This window comes from Thiosulfativibrio zosterae, assembly GCF_011398155.1.
In the GTDB taxonomy this organism is placed as follows: Bacteria; Pseudomonadota; Gammaproteobacteria; order Thiomicrospirales; family Thiomicrospiraceae; genus Thiosulfativibrio; species Thiosulfativibrio zosterae.
Window position 1 is genome coordinate 699917 of record NZ_AP021888.1, and the last position, 22584, is coordinate 722500.

A 22584-nucleotide genomic window follows, 5' to 3' on the forward strand; every position below is an offset into this window, starting at 1 on the left:
ACCTTGACAGAGTGCGTCAGAATGGGTTAAAAAGAAATTCAAAAACTTAGAGGTTATTCTATGGGCGCTTTACAAAATAATCACCCCCATTACAAGCTGCAAGATTATGAACTTTGGGAAGGGCGTTGGGAGCTTATCGAGGGCATTCCTTATGCGATGAGTCCTGCGCCTTCGATTCGACATCAAAGTGTCAGTCAGAGAATTGCGTTGCAATTAGGCAATCAGTTACAAAACTGTCAAACTTGCCAAGCCCTGTTGCCGATTGATTGGCGTATTGCAGAAGACACTGTGGTGCAACCTGATAATCTGGTGGTGTGTGGCGAAGTGACTGGGCAATATTTGACGCGCGCACCTGAAATCATTTTTGAGATTTTATCCCCTTCAACGGCTTCGAAAGATCGAAACCTCAAGTTTGAACTTTATGAGCGCGAGGGGGTTAAATACTATGTGATTGTTGACCCAGAAACTCAAGTGGCCAAGTTATATCAGCGATTTGCCGATGGGCGTTTTGTGAAACAAATCGACGCTGAAAAACAGCAATTTGTGTTTGATTTGGGCGAGTGTCAACTAGCGTTTGATTTTAGTTTAATTTGGTCTTGATTGCGCTTAATCAAGCAAAGAGCGAAGCTCATTCATCAAACGCTTCAATGCACCAGTTTGTTGAGCAAAACAGTTATAAGCGGCTTCTCCAGCCGCTTTTTGTTTTTCTGGGGTTTGGGCAAATTCAATTAAGGTGCTGGCAAGGTGTTCGGGCGTTTCACAAATCTGAATGGCTTCGGCAGTAATAAAAGGTTCAAACAAAGACTGTAGGTTTTGAAACCAAGGACCCGACAAAACAGGTTTGTTGAGCGCGGCTGGTTCTAAAATATTGTGCCCGCCAAATGGGACTAGGCTGCCACCAATAAATGCGACCTGGCTAACCGAAAACCATAACATTAACTCGCCCACACTGTCGCCCAATAACACTTGGGTTGATGCTGACAAGGTTGTCTGAGTGTGCTGGAGCTGACTTCTGGTTTGTGTGCGCAGAGGCGAGGCTTCGCAAATTTTTTGGACTTCTGCAAAACGATTAGCATGGCGCGGCACAAGAATTAACAGTGCGGTTGGAATGCGTTGCAACAGCACTTGGTGCGCTTGCAGTATCAATGTTTCTTCGTTCTCGTGGGTGCTGGCTGCAACCCAAATAAATCTTTCTGCTAAAGCGTTTTTTTGCGTGAATTCTTGCCCAATTTTAACCAGGCCTGGTTGAATTTCGATATCAAATTTGAGGTTTCCAAGGGTTTTAATCTTTTCAGGCAATGCCCCTAGTTTGGCAAAGCGCTGTGCATCGGCTGGAAATTGGGCGGCGATAAAAGTGGTTTGGTTCAGCGCATCGCGCAACATTTGACCACCCCATTTTCGATAGGCGTCAAAAGAAGTTTCTTTGAGACGTGCGTTGATTAAGACGATTGGAATTTTTCGTTCATGACAGGCCTGATATAAATTGGGCCAGATTTCCGTTTCCACCATAAGCACCAGTTTAGGTTGGAGTTGATCTAAAAAACGATTAACCGAATTAGGGAAATCGTAGGGGATCATTTGGTGTTGAATGGGCACAGGGGAGAACTTGAGTGCTTGCAATGCGCCTTGGGTTGAGCCGTTGGTAACGGTGAGGGAAAGCTCGGGGTAATCTTGGTGAAGGTTTGACAGTAATGGAAAAATAGAGCGGGTTTCACCTACCGAAACAGCATGAATCCAAATGCCACCTTTTTGAAAGGTGCTTGGGTTACGACCAAAACGAGCGGCAAAACAATGTTGAATGGGTGTTTCAATGTCTTGATATTTTTGACAACGTTTCCAACCAGAATAGGCAATCAGCGGTTTGGCTAAAGTCAGTAGAAAACGATATGTCAGAAGATTCATGGCTTGAGTTTGGCCTAAGTGTTTATTTGTTTAAGTCGTAAATTTGAATCACGCCCACAATATTTTCCTGATCGGAAACCAGCAAAGAAGTAATTTTTTTGGCGTTCATCAATTCTTCGGCTTCTGCGAGTTTGGCTTGGGCATCGATTGTTTTGGGATTTGGACTCATAATGTCTTGCGCCGTTTTATTGACCAAAGAAGCCAAGTCTTCTTCCATGTGACGACGCAAATCACCATCGGTGATAATCCCTTTACCGTTATCCACAATACATAATCCCAAGCGCCCTTCGGTCATGGTGTGAATCACCTGGCTCATGCTGGCAGTTGCAGATACAAACGGCAAGTTTTCCGATTTCATTTCGTGCTTGACCAGCGTGAGTAGCTTTCGTCCCAAACTGCCGCCTGGATGAAAACGCGCAAAGTCTTGCGGTTGAAAATTACGCGCTTCCATCAAGGCCACAGCTAAAGCGTCACCCATGACTAAAGTGGCGGTGGTTGACGAAGTTGGGGCAAGTTGATGCGGGCAGGCTTCTTGTGGAACTGCAATATTTAAGTGAAAGTGTGAGTTGGTGGCTAAGGTCGATTGAGGGCGACCTGTCATGGAAATAATGATATTGCCATTGTCTTTTAAAAAGGGCAGCAGCTTGATGACTTCTTCGGTTTCACCGGAATTGGACAAGGCTAAAAAGATATCTTGGCGCGACACCATACCCAAATCACCATGAAAGGCTTCCCCCGGATGCATAAAGAAGCAAGGTGTTCCGGTGCTGGCAAGGGTGGCCATAATCTTTTTACCTATTAAGCCTGACTTGCCCATGCCACAAATCACTAAACGACCCTGGGTTTCTAAAATGGCTTGAACCGCTTGGGTAAAGTGCTCATCTAACTGGCTTTTTAAGTGGTAAATCGCTTGGGCTTCTATGTCAAAAACACGCTTGGCAATGTCAATAGCATTAATGTTCATGGGTTTTTTCCTTAAAATTTGTAGGCGATGTGTAGACCGTGGATGTCAGTGCCAGGGTTTGGTAGCTCAATGTTCGCATTTGATATATGCAGGTAGCGATAGCCAACTTCATAACTTTTAGATTTCATGCCTAGCCCTAAGATGCTACCAAATTGAAATTGGGTCGATTTAAACTCATTTTCAATGGTGACATCCGACAAAAGTTGTGGTCCTCCGCCCAATTCTAAGTAGGGTGTAATGGGCGAAAGTTTCCAATCATAATTAAAGACCGGAGAGAGCCCTAGTATGTAACCGTCTTTGTTAAGCGGTTTTGTTTGACTGGAATACCAGTAGTTTACATTCACTTCCCAGCGTCCAGAAATCCTAAATTGCTCACTGTTATAGAGGTCGTTTTGCCAGTCGGCACCCAAAGCGACTCGAACTTGATGAATCGTTTCATCACTGCCTTGATCGATACTCAGTGTTTTGCGCTCGGTATCGAGATTGGGTTTTAAGACGCAAGGGTCTTGACCTTGATAGCAGGCAAAACCTAAGGAGGCGATAGCGCCCATAATGGTTAAGTTCATCAAAGAGTCATTGGAGGTGTCAGCTTGGCTAGTTGGGCTGACCAATAAGGCCATTAAAAAAGTTGGGTAAAACAGTTTTTTTACTAAGGACATGCGGCTTCTCTGATAGACTATGTAAAAAATTGAAAACTATTTTAATCGATTAAACACCCTCAAATTAAATTAAAAGCCTATGTTAGCCATCAAAGACTTCTCAAAAACCAAACTCCTCGTTGTAGGCGATGTCATGTTAGACCAATACTGGTCTGGTCGCGCCAACCGAATTTCCCCTGAAGCCCCTGTGCCGGTTGTCAAAGTTTCTAGTGACGATATTCGTGCTGGCGGGGCTGCCAATGTGGCGTTAAATATTGCCGCACTGGGCGCTCAAGTAGATTTAATGGGCATTATTGGCCAGGACGAATTTGGTTCACAACTCGATAGAGTACTCAGTGCCGCGGGTGTTAAGTCGCATTGGACCTATTCTGATGCGGGTACGATTTGTAAACTGCGTGTGCTGAGCCATCATCAACAGCTCATTCGTATGGATTTTGAAAATCCGGTACCCCAAGCAGATGCCCTAGCTTTAACCGAAGCCTTAGCCCAAAAAGTGGCTGGTTATGATGCATTGGTGATTTCTGATTATGCGAAAGGTGCCTTGCAGTTTGTTGAGCAAATGATTACCGCAGCAAAATCCCATCAAGTTCCCGTTTTAATTGATCCCAAAGGTAATGACTTTACCATATACCAAGGGGCAACTTTAATTAAGCCGAATCAAGGTGAGTTTGAAGTGATTGTGGGTGGTTGCGAATCGACAGAAGTTTTATTGGAAAAAGCGCAAGCCTTGATTACCACTTTGGGCTTAGAAGCCTTATTGGTCACCCGCAGTGAACATGGTATGGCGTTAGTGTCACAAACGGCTAAGCCTTATTTGCTTAAGTCGCAAGCGCAAGAAGTTTTTGATGTCACTGGGGCTGGCGATACCGTGATGGCAACTTTGGCTACTGCTTTCGCCAGCGGCATGAGCTTACCAGCCTCAGTTAATTTGGCCAACCAAGCTGCCAGTATAGTGGTGAAAAAGGTCGGAACCTCCACGGTCACTCGCGCTGAACTTGAAGAACAACTTAAAAATAATCAGCGTCATCAAGGTTATGCTTCTATGAGTGAGGATGAGGTTAAGACGTTGGTTAAAATTGCGCAAGACAAGGGTGAGCGAGTTGTTTTTACCAATGGCTGTTTTGATTTGTTGCACAGTGGTCATGTGCGTTATTTAAATGAAGCCGCACGTTTGGGCGACCGCTTAGTGGTGGCCGTGAATACTGATGAGTCTGTTCAAGTTTTGAAAGGTCCTACGCGTCCTATTGTTAACTTAGACAGTCGGATGGAGTTGTTGTCGGCGTTGAGCTGCGTGGATTGGGTATTGCCCTTTTCAGAAGAAACGCCAGAGCGCCTAATTTGTGAATTAAAGCCCAATGTTTTGGTGAAGGGCGGAGATTACAAGCCCGAAAATATCGCCGGTGCTCAGTGTGTTTGGGCAAATGGTGGACAAGTTGAAGTTTTATCTTTTTGGCAAGGTTATTCCACGACAAGTATGGTGAATAAAATTGAAGCGGCTAAGGCAGCTGAGGGTGGCAAATGATTCAGTTTGAGTTAGCATTGCAAGAACATCAGAAAGCCATCGCGTCTGTCATGGAAATGTCATCGCAAATTGAAATCAGTGTTGCTAAAATTGTGGCGTGCCTGCAGTCAGGCGGTAAAGTTCTGTGGTGCGGCAATGGCGGAAGTGCCGCAGATGCGCAACACATGGCTGCTGAGTTGATGGTGCGTTATGTTAAAAATCGAGCGCCTTTGGCTTCTATTGCCTTAACCACAGACTCGTCTATTTTAACGGCTCATAGCAATGACTATACCTTTGAAACAGTTTTTTCTCGTCAGGTAGAAGCCTTGGCTAAGCCGGGTGATGTGTTAATGGCTTTATCCACTTCGGGTAATAGCGCTAATGTGGTTAATGCCGTTATCCAAGCCAAAAAAATGGGCTGTTTTGTGATTTCGATGACTGGCATTAAGCCCAGTCAATTGTCTGAAATGTCGGATGTTTGCTATCAAATTAACAGTTCACAAACAGCGCGTATTCAAGAAGCGCACAGTTTTATCAGTCATCTGATTTGTGAAGGATTAGATTTGGCTTTTGATTAAATGGTTGTTTGCAGGTCAATACATAGGAATACAACAATGGCAGCGTTAATTGCAGGTGATGTGGGCGGAACTAAGGTTTTATTAAGAGCCTTTGACTCAGAAAGCAACGAAGTCTTAGCGCAAAAGCGTTATCTAAGTGCGGATTACACATCGCTGTCTGTATTGGTGAGTGCCTTTATCGAAGAATTCTCAATAACCCAAGTCAAAGCTGCTTGTTTTGGTTTGCCAGGGCCGGTTCAAGGTCGCAGAGCGCACTTAACAAATTTACCCTGGTTGGTTGATGCCGATTTTTTGGTTGAGCACTGCCAGATTGAGCATGTTGAAATACTGAATGACTTTGCCGCCGCCGCTTATGGAATTGACGAGCTGGTTGAAGAAGATTTGTTGTGTTTGCAGGCAGGTGAATACCAATCTGAAGGCAATCGTTTAGTCATAGGTGCTGGCTCAGGGCTGGGGGTGGCGCCTGTCAAAAATTGTGGTGGCGTTTTTGTGCCTCAGGCTTCAGAAGGCGGGCATATGGATTTTGCACCCCTAACGGAAGATCAGATTGAATTAGCGGCTTGGATGCACAAAAAGTGGACTCATGTATCTTATGAGCGTATTCTATCGGGTGAAGGAATCGAGACGCTCTATTTCTTTTTTAATGCCAAAAGTCATGGCCATAATCGTGTGAATATTAGCGGTGCAGCAGATGTGCATAGAATGGCACTGGCAGGGGATGAAATTGCCATCAAAACGCTGGATATGTTCGTTGAAGTCTATGGTGCGTTTATCGGAAATATGGCATTAATTTGGGGGGCAAAAGCCGGTGTTTACATCGCAGGTGGTATTGCCCCCAAAATTTTACAATGGATGCAAAAGCCTGAGTTTTTAGAAGCCGCAAAAGCAAAAGGACGAATGAGACCTTGGGTTGAATCTATGCCCATCTATTTAATCACAAACGAACAGCTAGGCTTATTGGGCGCGGTAGATAGAGCAAAAACCCTCTATCGCACCTTGAGTTTAGAATAAAAATCACGACAACAATTAATAATGAGCTTGCTCATGAGATGAGAAGGAACGATTGAATGAAGTACTACTGCGAAACGAAAACCGCAACTGACTTAACTAAAAATACTTTAGCCCTAGTGCTGGCTGGAGGAGAGGGAAGCCGTTTAAAGCAACTGACTAAGTGGAGAGCTAAGCCGGCAGTTCCGTTTGGTGGTAAGTATCGTATTATTGATTTTGTTCTTTCTAATTGTGTTAATTCGGGTATTCGTAAGATAGGTGTACTAACTCAGTATAAATCTCACTCATTGATTCGTCATGTGCAGCGCGCTTGGTCGTTTATGCGTTATGAAGTCGGTGAATTCGTAGAATTGTTACCCGCGCAGCAGCGTGTTGATAAAGACTGGTATCAAGGAACAGCAGATGCACTTTATCAAAACCTAGACATTATGCGTCGTCATACGCCTGAGTATGTTTTGGTATTGGGGGGTGATCATATTTACTCTATGGATTACAGCAAAATGTTATTGGCGCATTCAGAGTCTGGTGCAGATGTAACCATAGGTTGTATTGAAGTACCACGCATGGAAGCCAAGGGCTTTGGTGTCATGTCCGTGGATGAAAATCTAACCATCACGAAGTTTACGGAAAAACCAGCAGACCCTGAGCCTATGCCTGGCAAGCCTGATAAAGCTTTGGCTTCTATGGGTATTTATGTGTTTTCGCGTGAATTCTTGTTCCAAAAACTGATTGAAGATTACGATAATCCAAACTCTACCCGTGACTTTGGTAAAGATATTATACCTTCAGTCATTCAAGACTGGTCGGTTAAAGCCTTCCCATTTCAAGACGAAAACAGTAACCCAGTTTATTGGCGCGATGTGGGGACGATTGAATCTTTCTGGAAAGCTAACCTAGACCTATGTTCGATTACACCAGAACTGAACTTGTATGATCGTGATTGGCCAATTTGGACTTATCAGGCACAAATGCCACCTGCAAAATTTACCTTTGATGACGAAGGTCGTCGTGGTGAAGCGATTGACTCTATGGTTGCTGGCGGTTGTATTATTTCTGGTGCACGAATTAAGCGCTCAGTGATTGGCAGTGGTAGTCGAGTACACAGCTATTCGTTGGTCAAAGATTCGGTATTGCTTCCGCGTGTCGAAGTGGGGCGCAATTGTCGTATTCAAAATGCGGTGATTGATAAAGGCACCAAAATCCCAGAGGGAACCATCATCGGTGAGGATCCCGTTGCAGACCGCGAGCGTTTCTATGTTGAAGAGTCATCAGGTATCGTTTTAGTAACGGCTGAGATGATGGGGCAACAAGTTCACTTTACGCGTTAAATCTAGATAATTTTTTATAAAAGGCTCAATGATGATCAAATTATCATGGAGCCTTTTGGCTTTTTAAAAATTAACTTTTTTGATTGAAATTTGCTTTTAATAAAGAAAATAACAAACTATGACTTCTGTAAAAAAAATAAAATTGGTTATCTGTTGGCATATGCATCAACCGCATTATCGAGACGGTTTAGATGGTCAATATCGTCTACCTTGGGTGTATTTGCATGGTATTAAAGATTACACCGATATGGTGGCGCATCTTGAAAACTGCCCAGAGGCTAAGGTGGTGGTCAACTTTGCCCCGGTTCTCTTAGAACAGCTAGATGATTATGGCAAAAGAATGCGCTCATGGTTGGCGGATACGAGTCAAAGCATGGCCGACCCTTTATTAGACTGGGTTTCTGGGCATAAAGAAATCAAGTGTCAGGTTCGTGAAAGATTGGATGTGGTTGAAGCCTGTCAAAAAGCCTTTGCTCCAACCATGATTCATCCTTTTCCCGCGTTTCGAAAACTGGTTGAAATGACGCAATGTACCGAAAAAACAACCATTGAAGAAGCCAGTTGTTTGTCTTACTTTAACTGTCACTTTTATACAGACCTGCTCATGTGGTATCACATTGCTTGGATGGGGCAGTATTTGCGTTTATCAGATGAGCGCCTTCAAGCGTTAATTGAGAAAGGTGAGCATGGAATACATTTTTCTCACAAAGATCAAATTACACTGGTCGAAATCATGGCGGATGCCATCGAAGGCATCATTCCACGGTATCGCAAATTAATGGAATCTGGTCAAATCGAAATTTCCATGACACCCTATGGCCATCCAATCGTGCCTTTGCTGATTGATTTCGAGTCAACCAAAGATGCCATGCCCAATGCCCCTATGCCTGCCAGCGCTGAATATCCAGATGGTTATGAGCGTGCTAAATGGCACATGGAAAAAGGATTTGAAGTTTACAAACATTACTTTGGTACAAAACCTAAGGGGGTTTGGTTATCAGAGGGCGCTATCAGCCCTGCGGCGGTTGGCTTGCTGGATCATTATGGCATTCAATGGACGGCTTCTGGCGAGGGCGTTTGGCGCCATTCGTGTGAAGTGTCGCATATTGACCATCATGATTTATGCTCTAAAAAAGCCCTATATCAGCCGTTACAACATGCTTCGCAAAAGTGCGCCATGTTCTTCAGAGATGATGGCTTGTCGGATTTAATTGGTTTTCAATATAAAGACTGGAATCCGGTCGATGCGGCCAATAACTTTGCTCACCATATGCACAACATTGCCGACTTCTTGGGCGATAAGGCAGACGAACATGTTGTGTCGGTTATTTTGGATGGTGAAAATGCTTGGGAATATTACCCTGATAATGCCTTCCACTTCTTGCAAGCTATTTATAAGCGCCTGTCTTCTGATAGTCGAATTGAGATGACCACTTTTGCTGAAGTATTGGCGCAAAAAGTGCCTGTCAGACACTTGCCAATTTTAAAAGCGGGTAGCTGGGTTTATGGGTCGTTTTCAACTTGGATTGGCGAAAAAGATAAAAATCGTGGTTGGGACTTACTGGTAGATGCCAAAGTTTGTTACGACAAGGTGCTTGCCAGTGGCAAATTAACGCCTACGCAAGTTTTGCAAGCAACGGAACAGCTTGCTATCTGCGAGGGGTCAGACTGGTTTTGGTGGTTTGGTGACTACAACCCAGCGGGCAGTGTAAGAGATTTTGACATGCTCTATCGCCGCCACTTAGAAAAACTTTATCAAATGTTGGGACAAACCGTTCCCGATGTTTTAAACACTGCGTTATCACAAGGTGGCGGCAGTATGGACAATGGCGGCGTCATGCAACGAGGAATTTCTTAATGATTCAAGGACGATCAGCGGGGGTTTTATTGCACCCGACATCTTTGCCCAACGAGGGGCAATTAGGGCAATTAAATGACCAGGCCTGGTTGTTTTTAGATTGGATGGAAGAAGCAGGGTTGAAAATTTGGCAAATGTTGCCTTTAACACAACCCGTGCAAGGTTTGTCACCTTATCAAAGCGTATCTGCGTTTGCTTTAAATCCCGCTTTGCTGCCAGAAAACTGGTTTATGAAGTTGGATGAAAAAGCATTTAAAGCCTATTTAAAAAAAGCGCCCCATTGGTTAGAAGACTATGCGTTGTTTATGACCTTGCGAGTTCATTTTGAACACCGCAGCTGGTCTGAGTGGCCCAAATTATACAAAGATCGCGACAAGAAAACCTTAGCCGCCTTTGCTAAAAAACACGAGCTAGAATTGTTGTTTCTGAAGAAACAACAGTTTGCACTTGCTCATCTGTGGCAAAAACTCAAAGCAGATGCCAATAAAAGAGGCATTCAACTGTTTGGCGATATGCCTATTTTTGTGGCTTATGATAGTGCGGATGTTTGGGCCAATCCAGAACAATTTAAATTGGATGAAAACGGCTGCCCAACCGTGGTTGCAGGGGTTCCACCAGACTACTTTTCTGAAACTGGTCAGCGCTGGGGTAACCCGCATTACAACTGGGAAGCGATGGAGCAAGATGGTTTCAAATGGTGGGTGCAACGCGTTGCTGAATCGTTAGAGCAATTTGATTTGATCCGCATTGACCATTTTCGCGGCTTTGAAGCCTGCTGGGAAGTGCTAGCAACCGAAGAAACGGCTATGAATGGACATTGGCAGAAAGTGCCTGGCCAAGCCTTGTTAAAAACATTACAGGCCAAGTTTCCAAATTTACCCTTGGTTGCTGAAGATTTGGGCATTATCACGCCTGAAGTGGTTGCATTAAAAAATGAGTTTAACTTACCCGGTATGTCCATTTTACAATTTGGTTTTAACGGCTTGCCGGATAATCCTCATTCGTTACAAGAACAAGTGGTTAACTCGGTGGTTTATACCGGAACGCATGATAACGACACCACCTTAGGTTGGTGGAAAGCCATTGTGGATGAAAATACGCGTTATTGGATTATGTCTAAATTATCGAAAACTTATGGTGATATGCCTTGGCCACTGATTGAAGCGGCCATGAAATCACCCGCTAAGATGATGTTTGCGCCTATGCAAGATTTTTTAGGTTTAGACAATAATGCCAGAATGAACATTCCGGGAACGGCTGATGGTAACTGGGGTTGGCAATTTAGTTGGTCACAAGTTCGTCCAGAGATTGCACCCAAAATCAAAAAAATAGTGGAAGCGACAGGGCGCTAAGGGATTAAAACCACCGCAGATTTCCTGTCCATTTATGAGATCTTAACTTGAGTTTACGATTTAAAAGATCTTAATTAATCAATAAGAAGAGCATTCGCATGATAGATATTTCAACCATAGAAAAAGATATACAGCAGCTGCAAGCCGGAACACATCACGATCCTTTCCAAATTTTGGGGTGTCACAAAGAGGGCAAGGGATGGGTGTTGCGTGCTTGGTTGCCCACGGCTGAATCAGCGAATGTTGAAGGCAAAATACCGCTTGGAAGAATTGAAGGCACAGACTTATTTGTAGCGTCCATTTCTAGCCAAAAAAAGAAAACATTACCCCAGCATTTTTCGGTGCATTGGACAGAAGCGGATGGTTCAGAGCATCAAGCGGTTACGCCTTATACATTTTTGCCTGGCTTAGGTGAATTAGATCTACATCTGTTTGTTGAAGGGCGGCATTGGAAGGTTTATGAGCATCTAGGTGCACATTACAAAGAAATTGACGGTGTCACCGGTGTGCAGTTTGCTGTTTGGGCGCCGGCAGCCAGTCGCGTGTCTGTTGTGGGTGATTTTAATGGCTGGCACGGTTTGCGTCATCCTATGCGCACCATCGGAAACGGCGTTTGGGAGTTGTTTATTCCCGGCTTGCACCCTGGTGATATTTATAAATATGAAATCCGTAATAGCAATACGGGACACTGTTTAATCAAAACAGATCCTTATGCTCAAGCCATGGAGTTGCGTCCTAAAACGGGTAGCTTAGTATTCAACTCAGCGCATGAGTGGCAAGATACGGATTGGATGCAGTCCAGAGAAACTTTCGACTGGCAGAAATCCCCCATTAATATCTACGAAGTGCATCTAGGCTCTTGGCAGTTAGACGACGAAGGTGGTTTTTTAAACTATCGAGAAATTGCGCATCGATTAGTGTCTTACGTGAAATGGATGGGCTTTACCCACATTGAATTATTGCCGATTACTGAACACCCATTTGACCCTTCATGGGGTTATCAAACCACCGGATATTTTGCCCCAACATCGCGTTTTGGAACGCCAGATGATTTCCGTTATTTTGTTGATTACTGTCACCAAAATGGCATAGGCGTGTATTTGGATTGGGTGCCTGCGCATTTTCCAAAAGACGAATTTGCCTTAGCCCGTTTTGATGGTTCAGCACTGTACGAGCATGAAGATCCTCGTCAAGGTGAGCATCAAGATTGGGGGACTTATATTTTCAACTTTGGACGCAATGAAGTGCGCAACTTTTTAGTGGCTAACGCCTTGTACTGGTTAAAGCATTTTCACATTGATGGTTTGCGAGTGGATGCGGTGGCTTCTATGTTGTATCTGGATTATTCTCGTGAACACGGTCAATGGATTCCTAATAAACATGGCGGTCGTGAAAACCTAGAAGCCATTGAGTTTATGCAGGTTTTAAACGAAGAAGTGCACGCGCAATGTCCCGGCACTGTGGTCATGGCAGAGGAGTCAACTTCTTGGCCCATGGTGTCGCGCCCTACTTGGATGGGGGGCTTGGGCTATTCTATGAAGTGGAATATGGGCTGGATGAACGATACGCTCAACTATTTTGAGTATGATCCTGTGTATCGCCCGTATCACCATAACCAATTGACTTTCAGTCAAATTTACGCCTATTCAGAAAACTTTATATTGCCCTTGTCGCATGACGAAGTGGTGCATATGAAGCACTCTTTGGTAAACAAAATGCCAGGTGATCTATGGCAGCGCATGGCTAACCTAAGAATTTTGCTGGCTTATCAGCAACTGCACCCTGGTAAAAAACTGTTGTTTATGGGCAGTGAATTTGCCCAGTTTGGTGAGTGGGCAGATGCTCGCAGTTTAGATTGGTATCTCTGTGAGCGCCCAGAAAATAAAGGGGTTCAATTGCTGTCGCGCGATTTAAACCATCTTTATAAAAACCATTCGGCATTACACCAGCGTGATTTTGAAAGTGCAGGCTTTGAGTGGATAGATTGTCACGATTATGAACAGTCTATCTTGAGCTTTTTGCGTGTTAGCGACACAGAAAAATTTGTGTGTCTATTTAACTTTACACCTGTGCCGCGCCAGTTGTATCGCATTGGCTTACCCGAGGCGGGCACTTATCAAGAAATATTGAATACCGACTCTGAAGTCTATGGCGGAAGTAATATGGGTAATGGTGGCTATATTGAGGCTGAACATCAGCCTTGGATGAACCGTCCTTATTCAGCAGAACTGACTTTGCCGCCTTTGTCAGTATTGGTTTTAAAGAAAATATAAAGCGTTAACAGGATGGTTAACGGCTGAACTTTTACACAGCTTGTAAAAGTGAATATTAGGAAGATTGATCGTGGTTAAAGCCACAAAATGATGATTAAAAGAAATCCAAAGGTTGGTTTCTTGAAAGTGTTCAGTTTGCTGAACACAACTTACAAAAGGTTAAAAGAGTTCTCGTGAAAATTTTATTTGCTACCTCAGAAGCACATCCACTGATTAAAACTGGCGGCTTAGCCGATGTGTCTGGCAGTTTGCCAAATGCTTATGCACACCTAAAGCATCAAGTGCGTTTAGTCATTCCAGCCTATGGTGATATCTGGGAAAAAGTTGACCACATTAAACAAGTTGCAGACTTTATGGTGGGAGCTTGTGGTCGACAAGTTCATGTTCGTATTCACAGCGTGAAAGCCACGGGCATAGATGTGCCTATTTGGTTAGTCGATGTTCCTGAGTTATTCAACAGACCTGGTAATCCTTACTTATCACCCGATGGTGCAGACTGGTGGGATAACGGCGAGCGTTTTGGGGTTTTTTCTAAAGCCGTTGTTGAGTTGTCTATGGACAGAGTGGGCTTAAACTGGAAACCCGATGTGGTTCATGCCAATGATTGGCAAACAGGTTTAGTGCCTGCCTTGCTGTCGATGGAAGCTGAAAAACCTAAAACTTTATTTACCATTCACAATATGGCTTATGCCGGTTTATTTCCTAAAGCGTTGTTTGATGGACTTTGGTTGCCTTGGGAATGGTGGAATCCAGAAGCGGTTGAGTTTCATCACAATTTGTCCATGTTAAAAGCGGGCATTGTCATGGCAGATTGGGTCACGACAGTTAGCCCAACTTATGCCAATGAAATTTGTTATCAAGAATTTGCCTATGGTCTTGAAGGCACTTTAATTAAACGCCAAAAAGAAGGACGATTAATTGGTATTTTGAATGGTATAGATACCAATGTTTGGAATCCAGAAACGGATGCTTATATCAAGCGCACCTATTCTTCTGAAAAAGGGCGAGTCGCGGCTAAAAAAGAAAATAAAACTGCCTTGCTTAATTTTTGGGATCTTCCTCAAGAAGTAAGTGAGTCGGAAGCGATTGTGGTCGGCTTAGTCGGACGCTTAGTCCCGCAAAAGGGCATTGATTTGGTGCTTGAAGTGCTGCCAGACCTATTAGAAAAAACCGATGCCCGTTTTGTGTTTGTTGGCACTGGCAGCCCAAATTTTGAATATGCCCTGAGCGAAATGGCGCATCAATACCCTAATCGAGTGATGATTTATATTGGTTATTCAGAAGCCTTGGCTCATAAGGTAGAAGCGGGTGCAGATTTATTTTTAATGCCGTCGCGCTTTGAACCTTGCGGACTCAACCAACTTTATAGCTTGGCCTACGGTACTTTACCTGTTGTCCATCATACCGGTGGTTTAGCGGATACAGTGGTGAATGCTACAGACGAGAATATTCAAGCTGGCACAGCCACAGGATTTGTTTTTTACGATCCAAGTCGTCATGCGTTAAAGTCTACTTTATTACATGCGTTTCATTTGTATGGCAAAAAACGTACTTGGCAAAAAATCCAAAAAACGGGCATGGAAGTCAATTTTGGTTGGGATATCAGTGCAAAACGTTATATCGATCTGGTCAAATAAACAGATTTCGATTCACACACGCAGGCTTGAAAATGATTCAAGTCTGCATGGTCTTTGATAGTGCCCAAAATTATTCATACCTCACAACAAAATATAAACCGTTAAGATTCACCTTTAAGGAGTCGTTATGTCAACGCTAGAAGGATTTGAAAAGGCAAAGATGATTGCTGAAATGCAACAATTGCTTGGTTCAGAAGTTAAAGACCTAGAAGAAGGTTTTGTTCATTACTTATACAACACCCTTGGGCGCAATGTTAATTCAGACGCCTATTACCAGTTTAAAGCGCTGTCTTACACGGTGCGTGACCGTTTGATGCACCACTGGAAAAAAACCTGGCATGCCTACAACGAAGGCGACATCAAGAAAGCCTACTATTTGTCGATGGAATTTTTGATTGGCCGCTCTTTAACCAACAACCTTTTAAACCTAGGCGTTGAAACACAAACCGAAAAAGCCATGTACGATTTAGGCTTGTCTTTAGAAGAAATTGAAGATGCAGAGCGTGATGCCGGTTTGGGCAATGGTGGCTTAGGGCGTTTGGCAGCTTGTTTTATGGATTCTTGTGCCACTTTGCAACTGCCGGTGATGGGTTATGGTTTGCGTTATGAATATGGCATGTTTAAGCAGCGCATTCAAGAAGGTTTTCAAATCGAAGAGCCTGATCACTGGTTAGGGTTTGGCAACTATCCTTGGGAAATTCAGCGTTCTGAATATACGCGTGTTGTTCGTTTTGGCGGACAAACGCGTATGTTCACCGACCCACATACCAGCAAATTATCTTCTCTTTGGGAAAATACCAGTGATGTGATTGCCGTACCTTTTGATGTGCCAATTCCTGGTTTTAAAAACGAAACAGTAAATACTCTGCGTTTATGGTCTGCGGCTGCGGTAGAAGATTTTGACTTAACCCAATTTAACGCAGGTTCTTATTTTGAAGCCGTGTCCGATAAGTCTGCTGCAGAAAATATCACCATGGTACTTTATCCAAACGATACCAGCGAAAATGGTAAAGAATTGCGTTTGCGTCAGCAATATTTTTTAGTGTCTGCGTCTTTGCAGGATGTTGTTTGCCAGTGGCATCATAAATACAATGGCGATTTCACCAACTTCGCCCAGTACAATGTGTTTCAGTTGAACGATACTCACCCCAGTTTGGCGGTGGCAGAATTGATGCGCATTTTATTAGATGACTATTTTATGGAATGGACCAAGGCTTGGGAAATAGTATCAAGCTGTATGGCTTACACCAACCATACCTTATTGCCAGAAGCCTTAGAACGCTGGTCAGTGCCTTTGTTTGAAAAACTATTACCACGCCCACTAGAAATTATTTATGAAATCAACCACCGTTTCTTAAAACAAGTTGCGATGAAGTGGCCTGGTGATCAAAACAAACTACGCCAAATGTCGATTATTGACGAGCACAATCATGTTTGTATGGCTTATTTAGCCATCGTCGGCAGTTTCTCGGTTAACGGTGTTGCCGCCTTGCATTCACAATTGCTAAAAGACGGTTTGTTTAATGACTTCTATCGTTTGTGGCCTAACCGTTTTAACAATAAAACCAATGGGGTAACACAGCGTCGTTGGATGGCCAGCAGTAATCCAGGATTGCGCGCTTTGTTAAAGTCAAAAATTGGCGAAGAATGGATTACCGATTTGTCGCAATTGAGCAAAATCGAAGATTTTGTGCATGACAAAGAGTTCCGTCGTTCTTGGATGAAAGTTAAACGTGAAAACAAAAAACGCTTAGCGCAACTGGTCAAGAAAACCACTGGCGTTGACTTCCCAGAAGATTCTTTGTTTGATGTTCAAGTTAAGCGTATCCATGAATACAAGCGTCAGTTATTAAATGTGTTACATGTGATTCACCTGTACTCATCCATCAAGCGTGGTCAAGTGGATAACTGGACGAATCGTTGTGTGATTATTGGTGGTAAAGCGGCTCCTGGTTATGCCATGGCCAAAAACATTATTAAGTTGGTCAATAATGTTGCAGACATTGTTAACAATGACCCAGATGTCGGCAATAAACTTAAAGTGGCTTTTATTCCTAACTACCGTGTTTCGGCGATGGAAATTATTTGTCCAGGTACGGATGTGTCTGAACAAATTTCAACGGCGGGTAAAGAAGCCTCGGGTACCGGTAACATGAAGTTTATGATGAACGGTGCGGTTACCATTGGAACTTTGGATGGTGCAAACGTTGAAATCTTAGAAGCGGTTGGTGAAGAAAACTTTTTCTTGTTCGGTTTAAAAACACCAGAAGTAGAAGAAATGCGCCACCATTACAATCCGCACCATTTTATCGATTCGGATGAAGATTTGCGAGCGGTCTTGGGATTATTAGAATCGGGGCACTTCAACCAGTTTGAGCCAGGTATCTTCAATGACATCATCAGTTCTATCAAGTCATCTAACGACCCTTGGATGACTTTAGCGGACTTCAGAAGTTATATTGATACTCAAAAAGCCATTGGCTTGGCTTTCCAAGATCACGAGCGTTGGAATACCATGAGTATTATCAACTCCGCCAGAAGTGGTGTGTTCTCAACCGACAGAACCATGATGGAATATAACCGTGACATTTGGAAGTTAACGCCTATTGCACATAACGCCAAATAATGGCTAATTGCTTAAGCCTTTAACATTGTTAACCAAGCGCCCGCAAGGGCGTTTTTTGTTTTATAGTTTTCGCCAAAAGGCTTAAAACCGCCAAAACAAGCCTAAAAATAACCAGGCCTGGTTAAATTTTGAGGCTTTTAAGGTAAATTTGAGTGCATAAAAATAATGACTAAAAGCTGAACCATAAGTATTAATGGCTTATGTACATAAAAAACTTTGATATACTGGATTCGGACAAATTCACACTTAAACCAATTTGGAGGAATTGACATGAAGTTAACTCAAACACTCGCAGCATCTTTAATTGCCGTCAGTTTAAGCGCAGCCGCAGAAGACCCGATGACCGTTAATGTATCGCGCATTTCTATGGATGTTGCCAATAAGATTGCCATGGCAACCATTACTTCTTGCCGCGCAGAGGGGATTCCCGTCAGCGTATCGGTTGTTGACCGTAACGGTATTATCCAAGCGCAATTAAGAGACACCATTGCGCCACCGGTCTCTTTAGAAATCAGCTATAAAAAAGCCTATACCTCGGTCATGTTTAATGTCAAAGGGTCTGGTTTAGAAGGGCGTGCTAACAGTCCTTTGCAAAGCATGAATGTTAATTTGGCATTTATGGCAGGTTCAGTACCGATTCAAGCGGGCGGAAAACTCTATGGTGCCATTGGCGTGAGTGGCGCACCTGATGGTAAAGACGATGAAAAATGCGCAGCAGCAGGATTGGCAGCTGTAATTGACGACTTGGAAATGCTATAACGGTACGTTCAATTCAGTTGCAAAAAATCAAATCATTTAAGACCGGCTTTTAAGCCGGTTTTTTTTCACTTAGAAAAAATTAAAATAAGAAGTATAAATTATTGACTAAATCGAACTAAAGATATAATATTTGCGAATTAAGAATTAAAAGATTGTTTAAATCGATTGCGAGGTGGTTGTGGTTCCTTTAGTAAGATTGGTGTTCTTTGGCGTAATTTGCACTCTGGGCGCAACCTCCGCAGCCGTTATGGCTAAAGATTCTGTCCCCACCTATACCTTTGGCATAGTGCCTCAGCAATCGGCTTCTACTCTGGTTAAAAGCTGGTTACCCATTCTAAAAGCCTTAGAAAAAGAAACTGGCTTTAAACTCATGTTTAAAACAGCGCCCAATATCCCAGAATATGAGCAACGCATTTTGCGAAAAGAATATGACATCAGTTACATGAATCCTTATCACTATACGATTTTTAGTGAAAAAGCGGGCTATAAGGCATTTGCAATGCAGGGTAACAAAAAAATAAAAGGCGTTTTAGTGGCCAGAAAAGATAAGTTACCCATGAACTTGGCAGACTTAAATAACCAAGAGGTGGCTTTTCCTGCCCCTGCGGCCTTTGCCGCAACCGTTATTCCAAAAGCAGAAATGCAAAAGATCGGCGTAACTCCCCTTGATAAATATACGTCCTCTCATGAGTCTGTTTACAAAACGGTGGCGATGGGCGGTGCGATTGCAGGGGGCGGTATCGAAAGAACTTTTGCCAATCTTGAGCCCGCAATTCGTGACCAGCTGGCCGTTTTTTGGACATCCAAAGGTTATACCCCTCATGCATTTGCAGCCATTGAAACGGTTCCTTGGGCAGATGTTTTAAAGTTACAAAAGGCTATGCTCAATTTGTCTAACACACCTGAAGGTCGCAAGTTGTTAGAAGCCATTAAGTTTAAAAGTATTGTAGCTGCGCAAGACAGTGATTGGCAGGATGTGAGAGATTTAGATATTCGCTTGCTGGATAAAATGAAGCAAGTGTCTGGAAGCCCAAATGCCAACTAACCCAATAGAGCAGATTCCCGCTAAAACGATTATTTTTGGCGTAAATCCATTTTCATTTCGAATTAAAACGATTATAGGCGTTGGTCTAATCGAAGCTTTTTTATTGAGTTTTTTGTTATTTCAAACCTTCAGTTACATTCAAAAAACACAGCAAGAGTATGTAGAAAACACTGCCGGCGTTGCCACCAAGATATTTGCCAGTGCCATTGAGAATGCCTTATTGGCATCAGATGTCGCCACCATTGAAGATTACATTAGCTCGGCATTAAGCAACAAAAATATCTTATATGTTCGGGTCTATGCCAATAATGAATTGCTTGCTCAAGGTGGTGATGCGGAATTATTGCGTCAACCTTTCGAAGCAGATAACTTTTTATCGAATTTAACCGATGCGGTCTATGACCAGTCTTACAAAATCTCCTTTTATGATACGGAGTTTGGTGAGATTCAATTGGGTTATGGTGTAAAAGCGTTAGAAAGTTCTTTTGATGAAGCCAAAAACAAATTCATTGTGATTGCTTTAGTTGAATTGTTAGCTTCAGGATTGTTTTCATTTGTATTGGGGCTTTATTTAACCCGTCAATTAAAATTATTAGAAGAAGGGGCAAACAAAGTTGCTCAAGGCGACTTAGATTTTACGCTGGATGTCAGCTCTAAAGATGAGTTTGGGCGTTTGGCTGCTACCTTTAACCAAATGTTGGGCTCTATAAAGTATCAAAAGCATTTAACAGATACCGCCAACACTCAATTACATGCGTTATTAAATATTGCTGAGGGCGCCTATATGCTCTGCGACAAAGACAGCAATATTCTCTTTGTAAACAGTGCTTTTAAAGATGTTTTTGAGTGCTACAGCATTGTTGACCGCAAGATTGACGATTTTGATGCCTTATTAAAAATCATGAGTGTATCTGATGAGTTGGTCTTGGTGAACGACCTTATCGCAAACGGTGAGCTGAACGCTAAAGAAGATAAAACTTATCATGACATTTTGAAATTGGATGTTAGAGGTGAGATAAGAATTCTTGAGAGAACCATTAAATTAGCTAAGTCAGGGAAAGAATCAGCTTGGCTGGCCATTTATATGTTTGATATTACCGAAGAGTTTCGCATGAATGAAATGCGAGATAACTTTTTATCGCATGCTGCGCATGAATTTAGAACGCCCGTTACCGGTATTTTTGGTTTTACAGAGCTGCTCATGGCAAGAGATTATCCGCCTGAACAAGCCAAAGAACTTTACAAGATGATACATCAACAATCATCACGATTAATTGCCATGATTACCGAGTTGTTAGATTTGGCGCAGTTAGATGCTTCGCATCAAAGCAGTTTAACTTTGGCACCATTGGATTTAGGGTTGTTGGTTAGGGAAGTGGTTGCAAATCATCCTTATAGCTTACATCCCGTTCATCACAGTTTGAATATTGCGGCAAATTTGCCTCTCATAAAAGGTGATAAAGACAAACTTTATCGCGCAATTGCCAATATTTATAGCAATGCTTTGAAGTATTCACCCAAGGACAGTACGGTTGAGGTTTTTGTTTTGCAAGACAAAGCAGACCAAGTCAGTTTGTTGGTCAATGATAAAGGCCAAGGGTTAAAGTCGGATGAGCTTAAGCAGATTGGCCAAAGATTTTGGCGCGCAGATAAAAGCGGCAAGATTCCCGGCACAGGATTAGGAGTAGCCTTATCAAAAGAAATTGTGGAGTTACATAAGGGATCATTTGAAGTATTAAGTACTTACGGCAAAGGGACTTGTATCGTGATTAGTCTTCCTGTTAAAGGGAGTGTCGAGGGATAGATATGGAAATCATATGCAACAAAAGTCGTAAGGTGGTGGTTGTCAGTTCTGATTTGGCTGAGGCGATGGGGGCTCAGGTAGAGCAGTTGGTGGGGCATTTTTTGTCTGACTTAATCAGTCAAATTGTGCCGGTTAAGTTAATTGAAGATATGTGTTTGTCTTTAGATACGGGGCAAAACTATTCAACCACGATAAGACTTAAGGGGAGGCATTCCCTTTGGGTAGTGATTACTGCCTCTAGGGTTTATTTGGAAGGCAAGCATGCCGGTTTTAGAGTGATGATGAAAAAAGCGTCTGACTCCGAAATCCTAACCGCTAAAAATAACTTTAAAAAATTAATGCTTGGATTGTTTCAAGTTAAAAATGGATGGATTGTTCCGGTGAAAGCGGTTGACGATGAAGATGAAGAAAATCATGTTCCTTGGCCTTTCATTGGATAAATAAAATGAAAACAAAGGAGTTTAAAATGAAAATTTTAATTGTAGACGATCAGGATATGATCAGAAAATTAGTGGTAATGACCTTGACTAATCGAAATGATGAAATAGCCGAGGTCGATAATGGTTCGGATGTTTTGCCGATGATTGATTCTTTCAAACCAGACTTGGTTGTATTGGATGTCATGATGCCGGGGGCATTTGATGGCTTTGATTTGTGTCGTAAAATCAAAAGCAATCCAGAAACAAATCACATTAAAGTGGTCATGCTAACTGCCAAAGCGCTTGATGACGATAAAGAAGAAGCCAAGTATGCCGGTGCTGATGAATATTTAGTCAAGCCTTTCAGTCCAATTAACTTAATAACTGCTGTCGAAAAGTTCGAAAAGCAGATATAATTCTTTTAAAAATGAATTCAAGACACTGAAAGGTAAGATGAGTATGGTTCAACAAACTGAATATATTACAACAACCGAAGCCTGTAGCTTAATCGGGGTTTCTAAAACGGTCGTTAAAAAACTGGCGGATCAAGGTGTGTTGCAAACTTGGAAAACACCTGGTGGCCATCGTCGATTGCTGAGAAGTTCTGTCGATGAATATTTGGCCAGCTTTAATCGCGGCCCTTCAACATTAGATGATGTCGTTCCTGAAGCGATGGATTCTGATGCCATGACAGTTTTAATTGTAGAAGACGATTTAGTGACCGTGCAATTATTGGTGAAAGTGGTAGAAAGTTTAAATTTAAAAGTCAATGTTGTCACCGCCTTAAATGGTTATGAAGGCCTGATGAAAGTCGGTTCTCACAAGCCAGATGTTATTTTGGCAGACTTGATGATGCCAAAAATGGACGGCT

19 protein-coding genes (1 of these 19 running past the window's edge) are annotated in these 22584 nt (G+C 42.8%); 16 read left to right on the forward strand and 3 right to left on the reverse strand.

The annotated features are described in order from the left end of the window. Positions 1 to 60: 60 nt before the first annotated feature. Entirely contained in the window at positions 61 to 600 is a 540-nt protein-coding gene (locus tag THMIRH_RS02975; protein ID WP_173290614.1) for a Uma2 family endonuclease, read from the forward strand. Positions 601 to 606: 6 nt separating this feature from the next. Here the strand turns inward: THMIRH_RS02975 and THMIRH_RS02980 are convergent, their stop codons facing one another. Genes THMIRH_RS02980 through THMIRH_RS02990 form a run of 3 tightly spaced genes read right to left on the reverse strand, consistent with a single transcriptional unit; the run spans position 607 to position 3525 of the window. Then, the gene (locus THMIRH_RS02980) at positions 607 to 1902 is read right to left on the reverse strand and encodes a 3-deoxy-D-manno-octulosonic acid transferase (RefSeq protein ID WP_173290616.1); all 1296 of its coding nucleotides are present in this window, start codon (positions 1900 to 1902) and stop codon (positions 607 to 609) included. A 22-nt stretch (positions 1903 to 1924) separates the two neighbouring features. After that, entirely contained in the window at positions 1925 to 2866 is a 942-nt protein-coding gene (locus THMIRH_RS02985) for a KpsF/GutQ family sugar-phosphate isomerase (protein ID WP_173290618.1), read from the reverse strand. Positions 2867 to 2877: 11 nt separating this feature from the next. Beyond that, positions 2878 to 3525: an acyloxyacyl hydrolase gene (locus THMIRH_RS02990; protein ID WP_173290620.1), complete on the reverse strand. Its 648-nt coding sequence runs from the start codon at positions 3523 to 3525 to the stop codon at positions 2878 to 2880. Positions 3526 to 3658: 133 nt separating this feature from the next. Between THMIRH_RS02990 and hldE the strand changes: the two genes are divergently transcribed. The 15 genes from hldE to THMIRH_RS03065 all read left to right on the forward strand — a co-directional run. Beyond that, positions 3659 to 5047: a bifunctional D-glycero-beta-D-manno-heptose-7-phosphate kinase/D-glycero-beta-D-manno-heptose 1-phosphate adenylyltransferase HldE gene (hldE, locus tag THMIRH_RS02995; RefSeq protein WP_243831484.1), complete on the forward strand. Its 1389-nt coding sequence runs from the start codon at positions 3659 to 3661 to the stop codon at positions 5045 to 5047. Beyond that, positions 5044 to 5604 carry a D-sedoheptulose-7-phosphate isomerase gene (locus tag THMIRH_RS03000; RefSeq protein WP_173290623.1) on the forward strand — a complete coding sequence of 187 codons (561 nt, stop codon included), beginning with the start codon at positions 5044 to 5046 and terminating at the stop codon, positions 5602 to 5604. The genes hldE and THMIRH_RS03000 overlap by 4 nt, the downstream gene beginning before the upstream one ends. 36 nt (positions 5605 to 5640) lie before the next feature. Then, entirely contained in the window at positions 5641 to 6615 is a 975-nt protein-coding gene (gene glk, locus THMIRH_RS03005; protein WP_173290625.1) for a glucokinase, read from the forward strand. A gap of 56 nt (positions 6616 to 6671) precedes the next feature. Beyond that, positions 6672 to 7940: a glucose-1-phosphate adenylyltransferase gene (glgC, locus tag THMIRH_RS03010; protein WP_173290627.1), complete on the forward strand. Its 1269-nt coding sequence runs from the start codon at positions 6672 to 6674 to the stop codon at positions 7938 to 7940. A gap of 160 nt (positions 7941 to 8100) precedes the next feature. Then, positions 8101 to 9798 carry a glycoside hydrolase family 57 protein gene (locus tag THMIRH_RS03015; RefSeq protein ID WP_243831485.1) on the forward strand — a complete coding sequence of 566 codons (1698 nt, stop codon included), beginning with the start codon at positions 8101 to 8103 and terminating at the stop codon, positions 9796 to 9798. After that, complete coding sequence (gene malQ, locus THMIRH_RS03020; RefSeq protein WP_173290631.1) at positions 9798 to 11150, forward strand: 4-alpha-glucanotransferase; 1353 nt, start codon at positions 9798 to 9800, stop codon at positions 11148 to 11150. Before THMIRH_RS03015 ends, malQ begins: the two co-directional genes overlap by 1 nt. Positions 11151 to 11248: 98 nt before the next feature. Then, positions 11249 to 13423, forward strand: coding sequence for a 1,4-alpha-glucan branching protein GlgB (gene glgB / locus THMIRH_RS03025; protein WP_173290633.1), 2175 nt, complete (start codon positions 11249 to 11251; stop codon positions 13421 to 13423). Positions 13424 to 13596: 173 nt separating this feature from the next. Then, positions 13597 to 15060: a glycogen synthase GlgA gene (gene glgA, locus THMIRH_RS03030; RefSeq protein WP_173290635.1), complete on the forward strand. Its 1464-nt coding sequence runs from the start codon at positions 13597 to 13599 to the stop codon at positions 15058 to 15060. A gap of 127 nt (positions 15061 to 15187) precedes the next feature. Next, positions 15188 to 17686, forward strand: a complete 2499-nt coding sequence (locus THMIRH_RS03035; protein ID WP_173290637.1) for a glycogen/starch/alpha-glucan phosphorylase — start codon at positions 15188 to 15190, stop codon at positions 17684 to 17686. Between the two features lie 270 nt (positions 17687 to 17956). After that, entirely contained in the window at positions 17957 to 18445 is a 489-nt protein-coding gene (locus THMIRH_RS03040; RefSeq protein WP_173290639.1) for a GlcG/HbpS family heme-binding protein, read from the forward strand. 178 nt (positions 18446 to 18623) lie between these two features. After that, entirely contained in the window at positions 18624 to 19490 is an 867-nt protein-coding gene (locus tag THMIRH_RS03045; protein WP_198415242.1) for a phosphate/phosphite/phosphonate ABC transporter substrate-binding protein, read from the forward strand. Beyond that, positions 19480 to 21294, forward strand: coding sequence for a HAMP domain-containing sensor histidine kinase (locus THMIRH_RS03050; protein WP_173290641.1), 1815 nt, complete (start codon positions 19480 to 19482; stop codon positions 21292 to 21294). The genes THMIRH_RS03045 and THMIRH_RS03050 overlap by 11 nt, the downstream gene beginning before the upstream one ends. 2 nt (positions 21295 to 21296) lie before the next feature. Next, entirely contained in the window at positions 21297 to 21734 is a 438-nt protein-coding gene (locus THMIRH_RS03055) for a nitrogen regulation protein NR(II) (protein WP_173290643.1), read from the forward strand. 26 nt (positions 21735 to 21760) lie between these two features. Next, the gene (locus THMIRH_RS03060; RefSeq protein WP_173290645.1) at positions 21761 to 22129 is read left to right on the forward strand and encodes a response regulator; all 369 of its coding nucleotides are present in this window, start codon (positions 21761 to 21763) and stop codon (positions 22127 to 22129) included. A 43-nt stretch (positions 22130 to 22172) separates the two neighbouring features. Further along, positions 22173 to 22584, forward strand: partial view of a response regulator gene (locus THMIRH_RS03065; RefSeq protein ID WP_173290647.1) — the 5' portion only. The gene runs 191 nt beyond the window's last position; 412 of the gene's 603 nt are visible here — the first part of the coding sequence; it begins with the start codon at positions 22173 to 22175; the stop codon falls past the right edge of the window.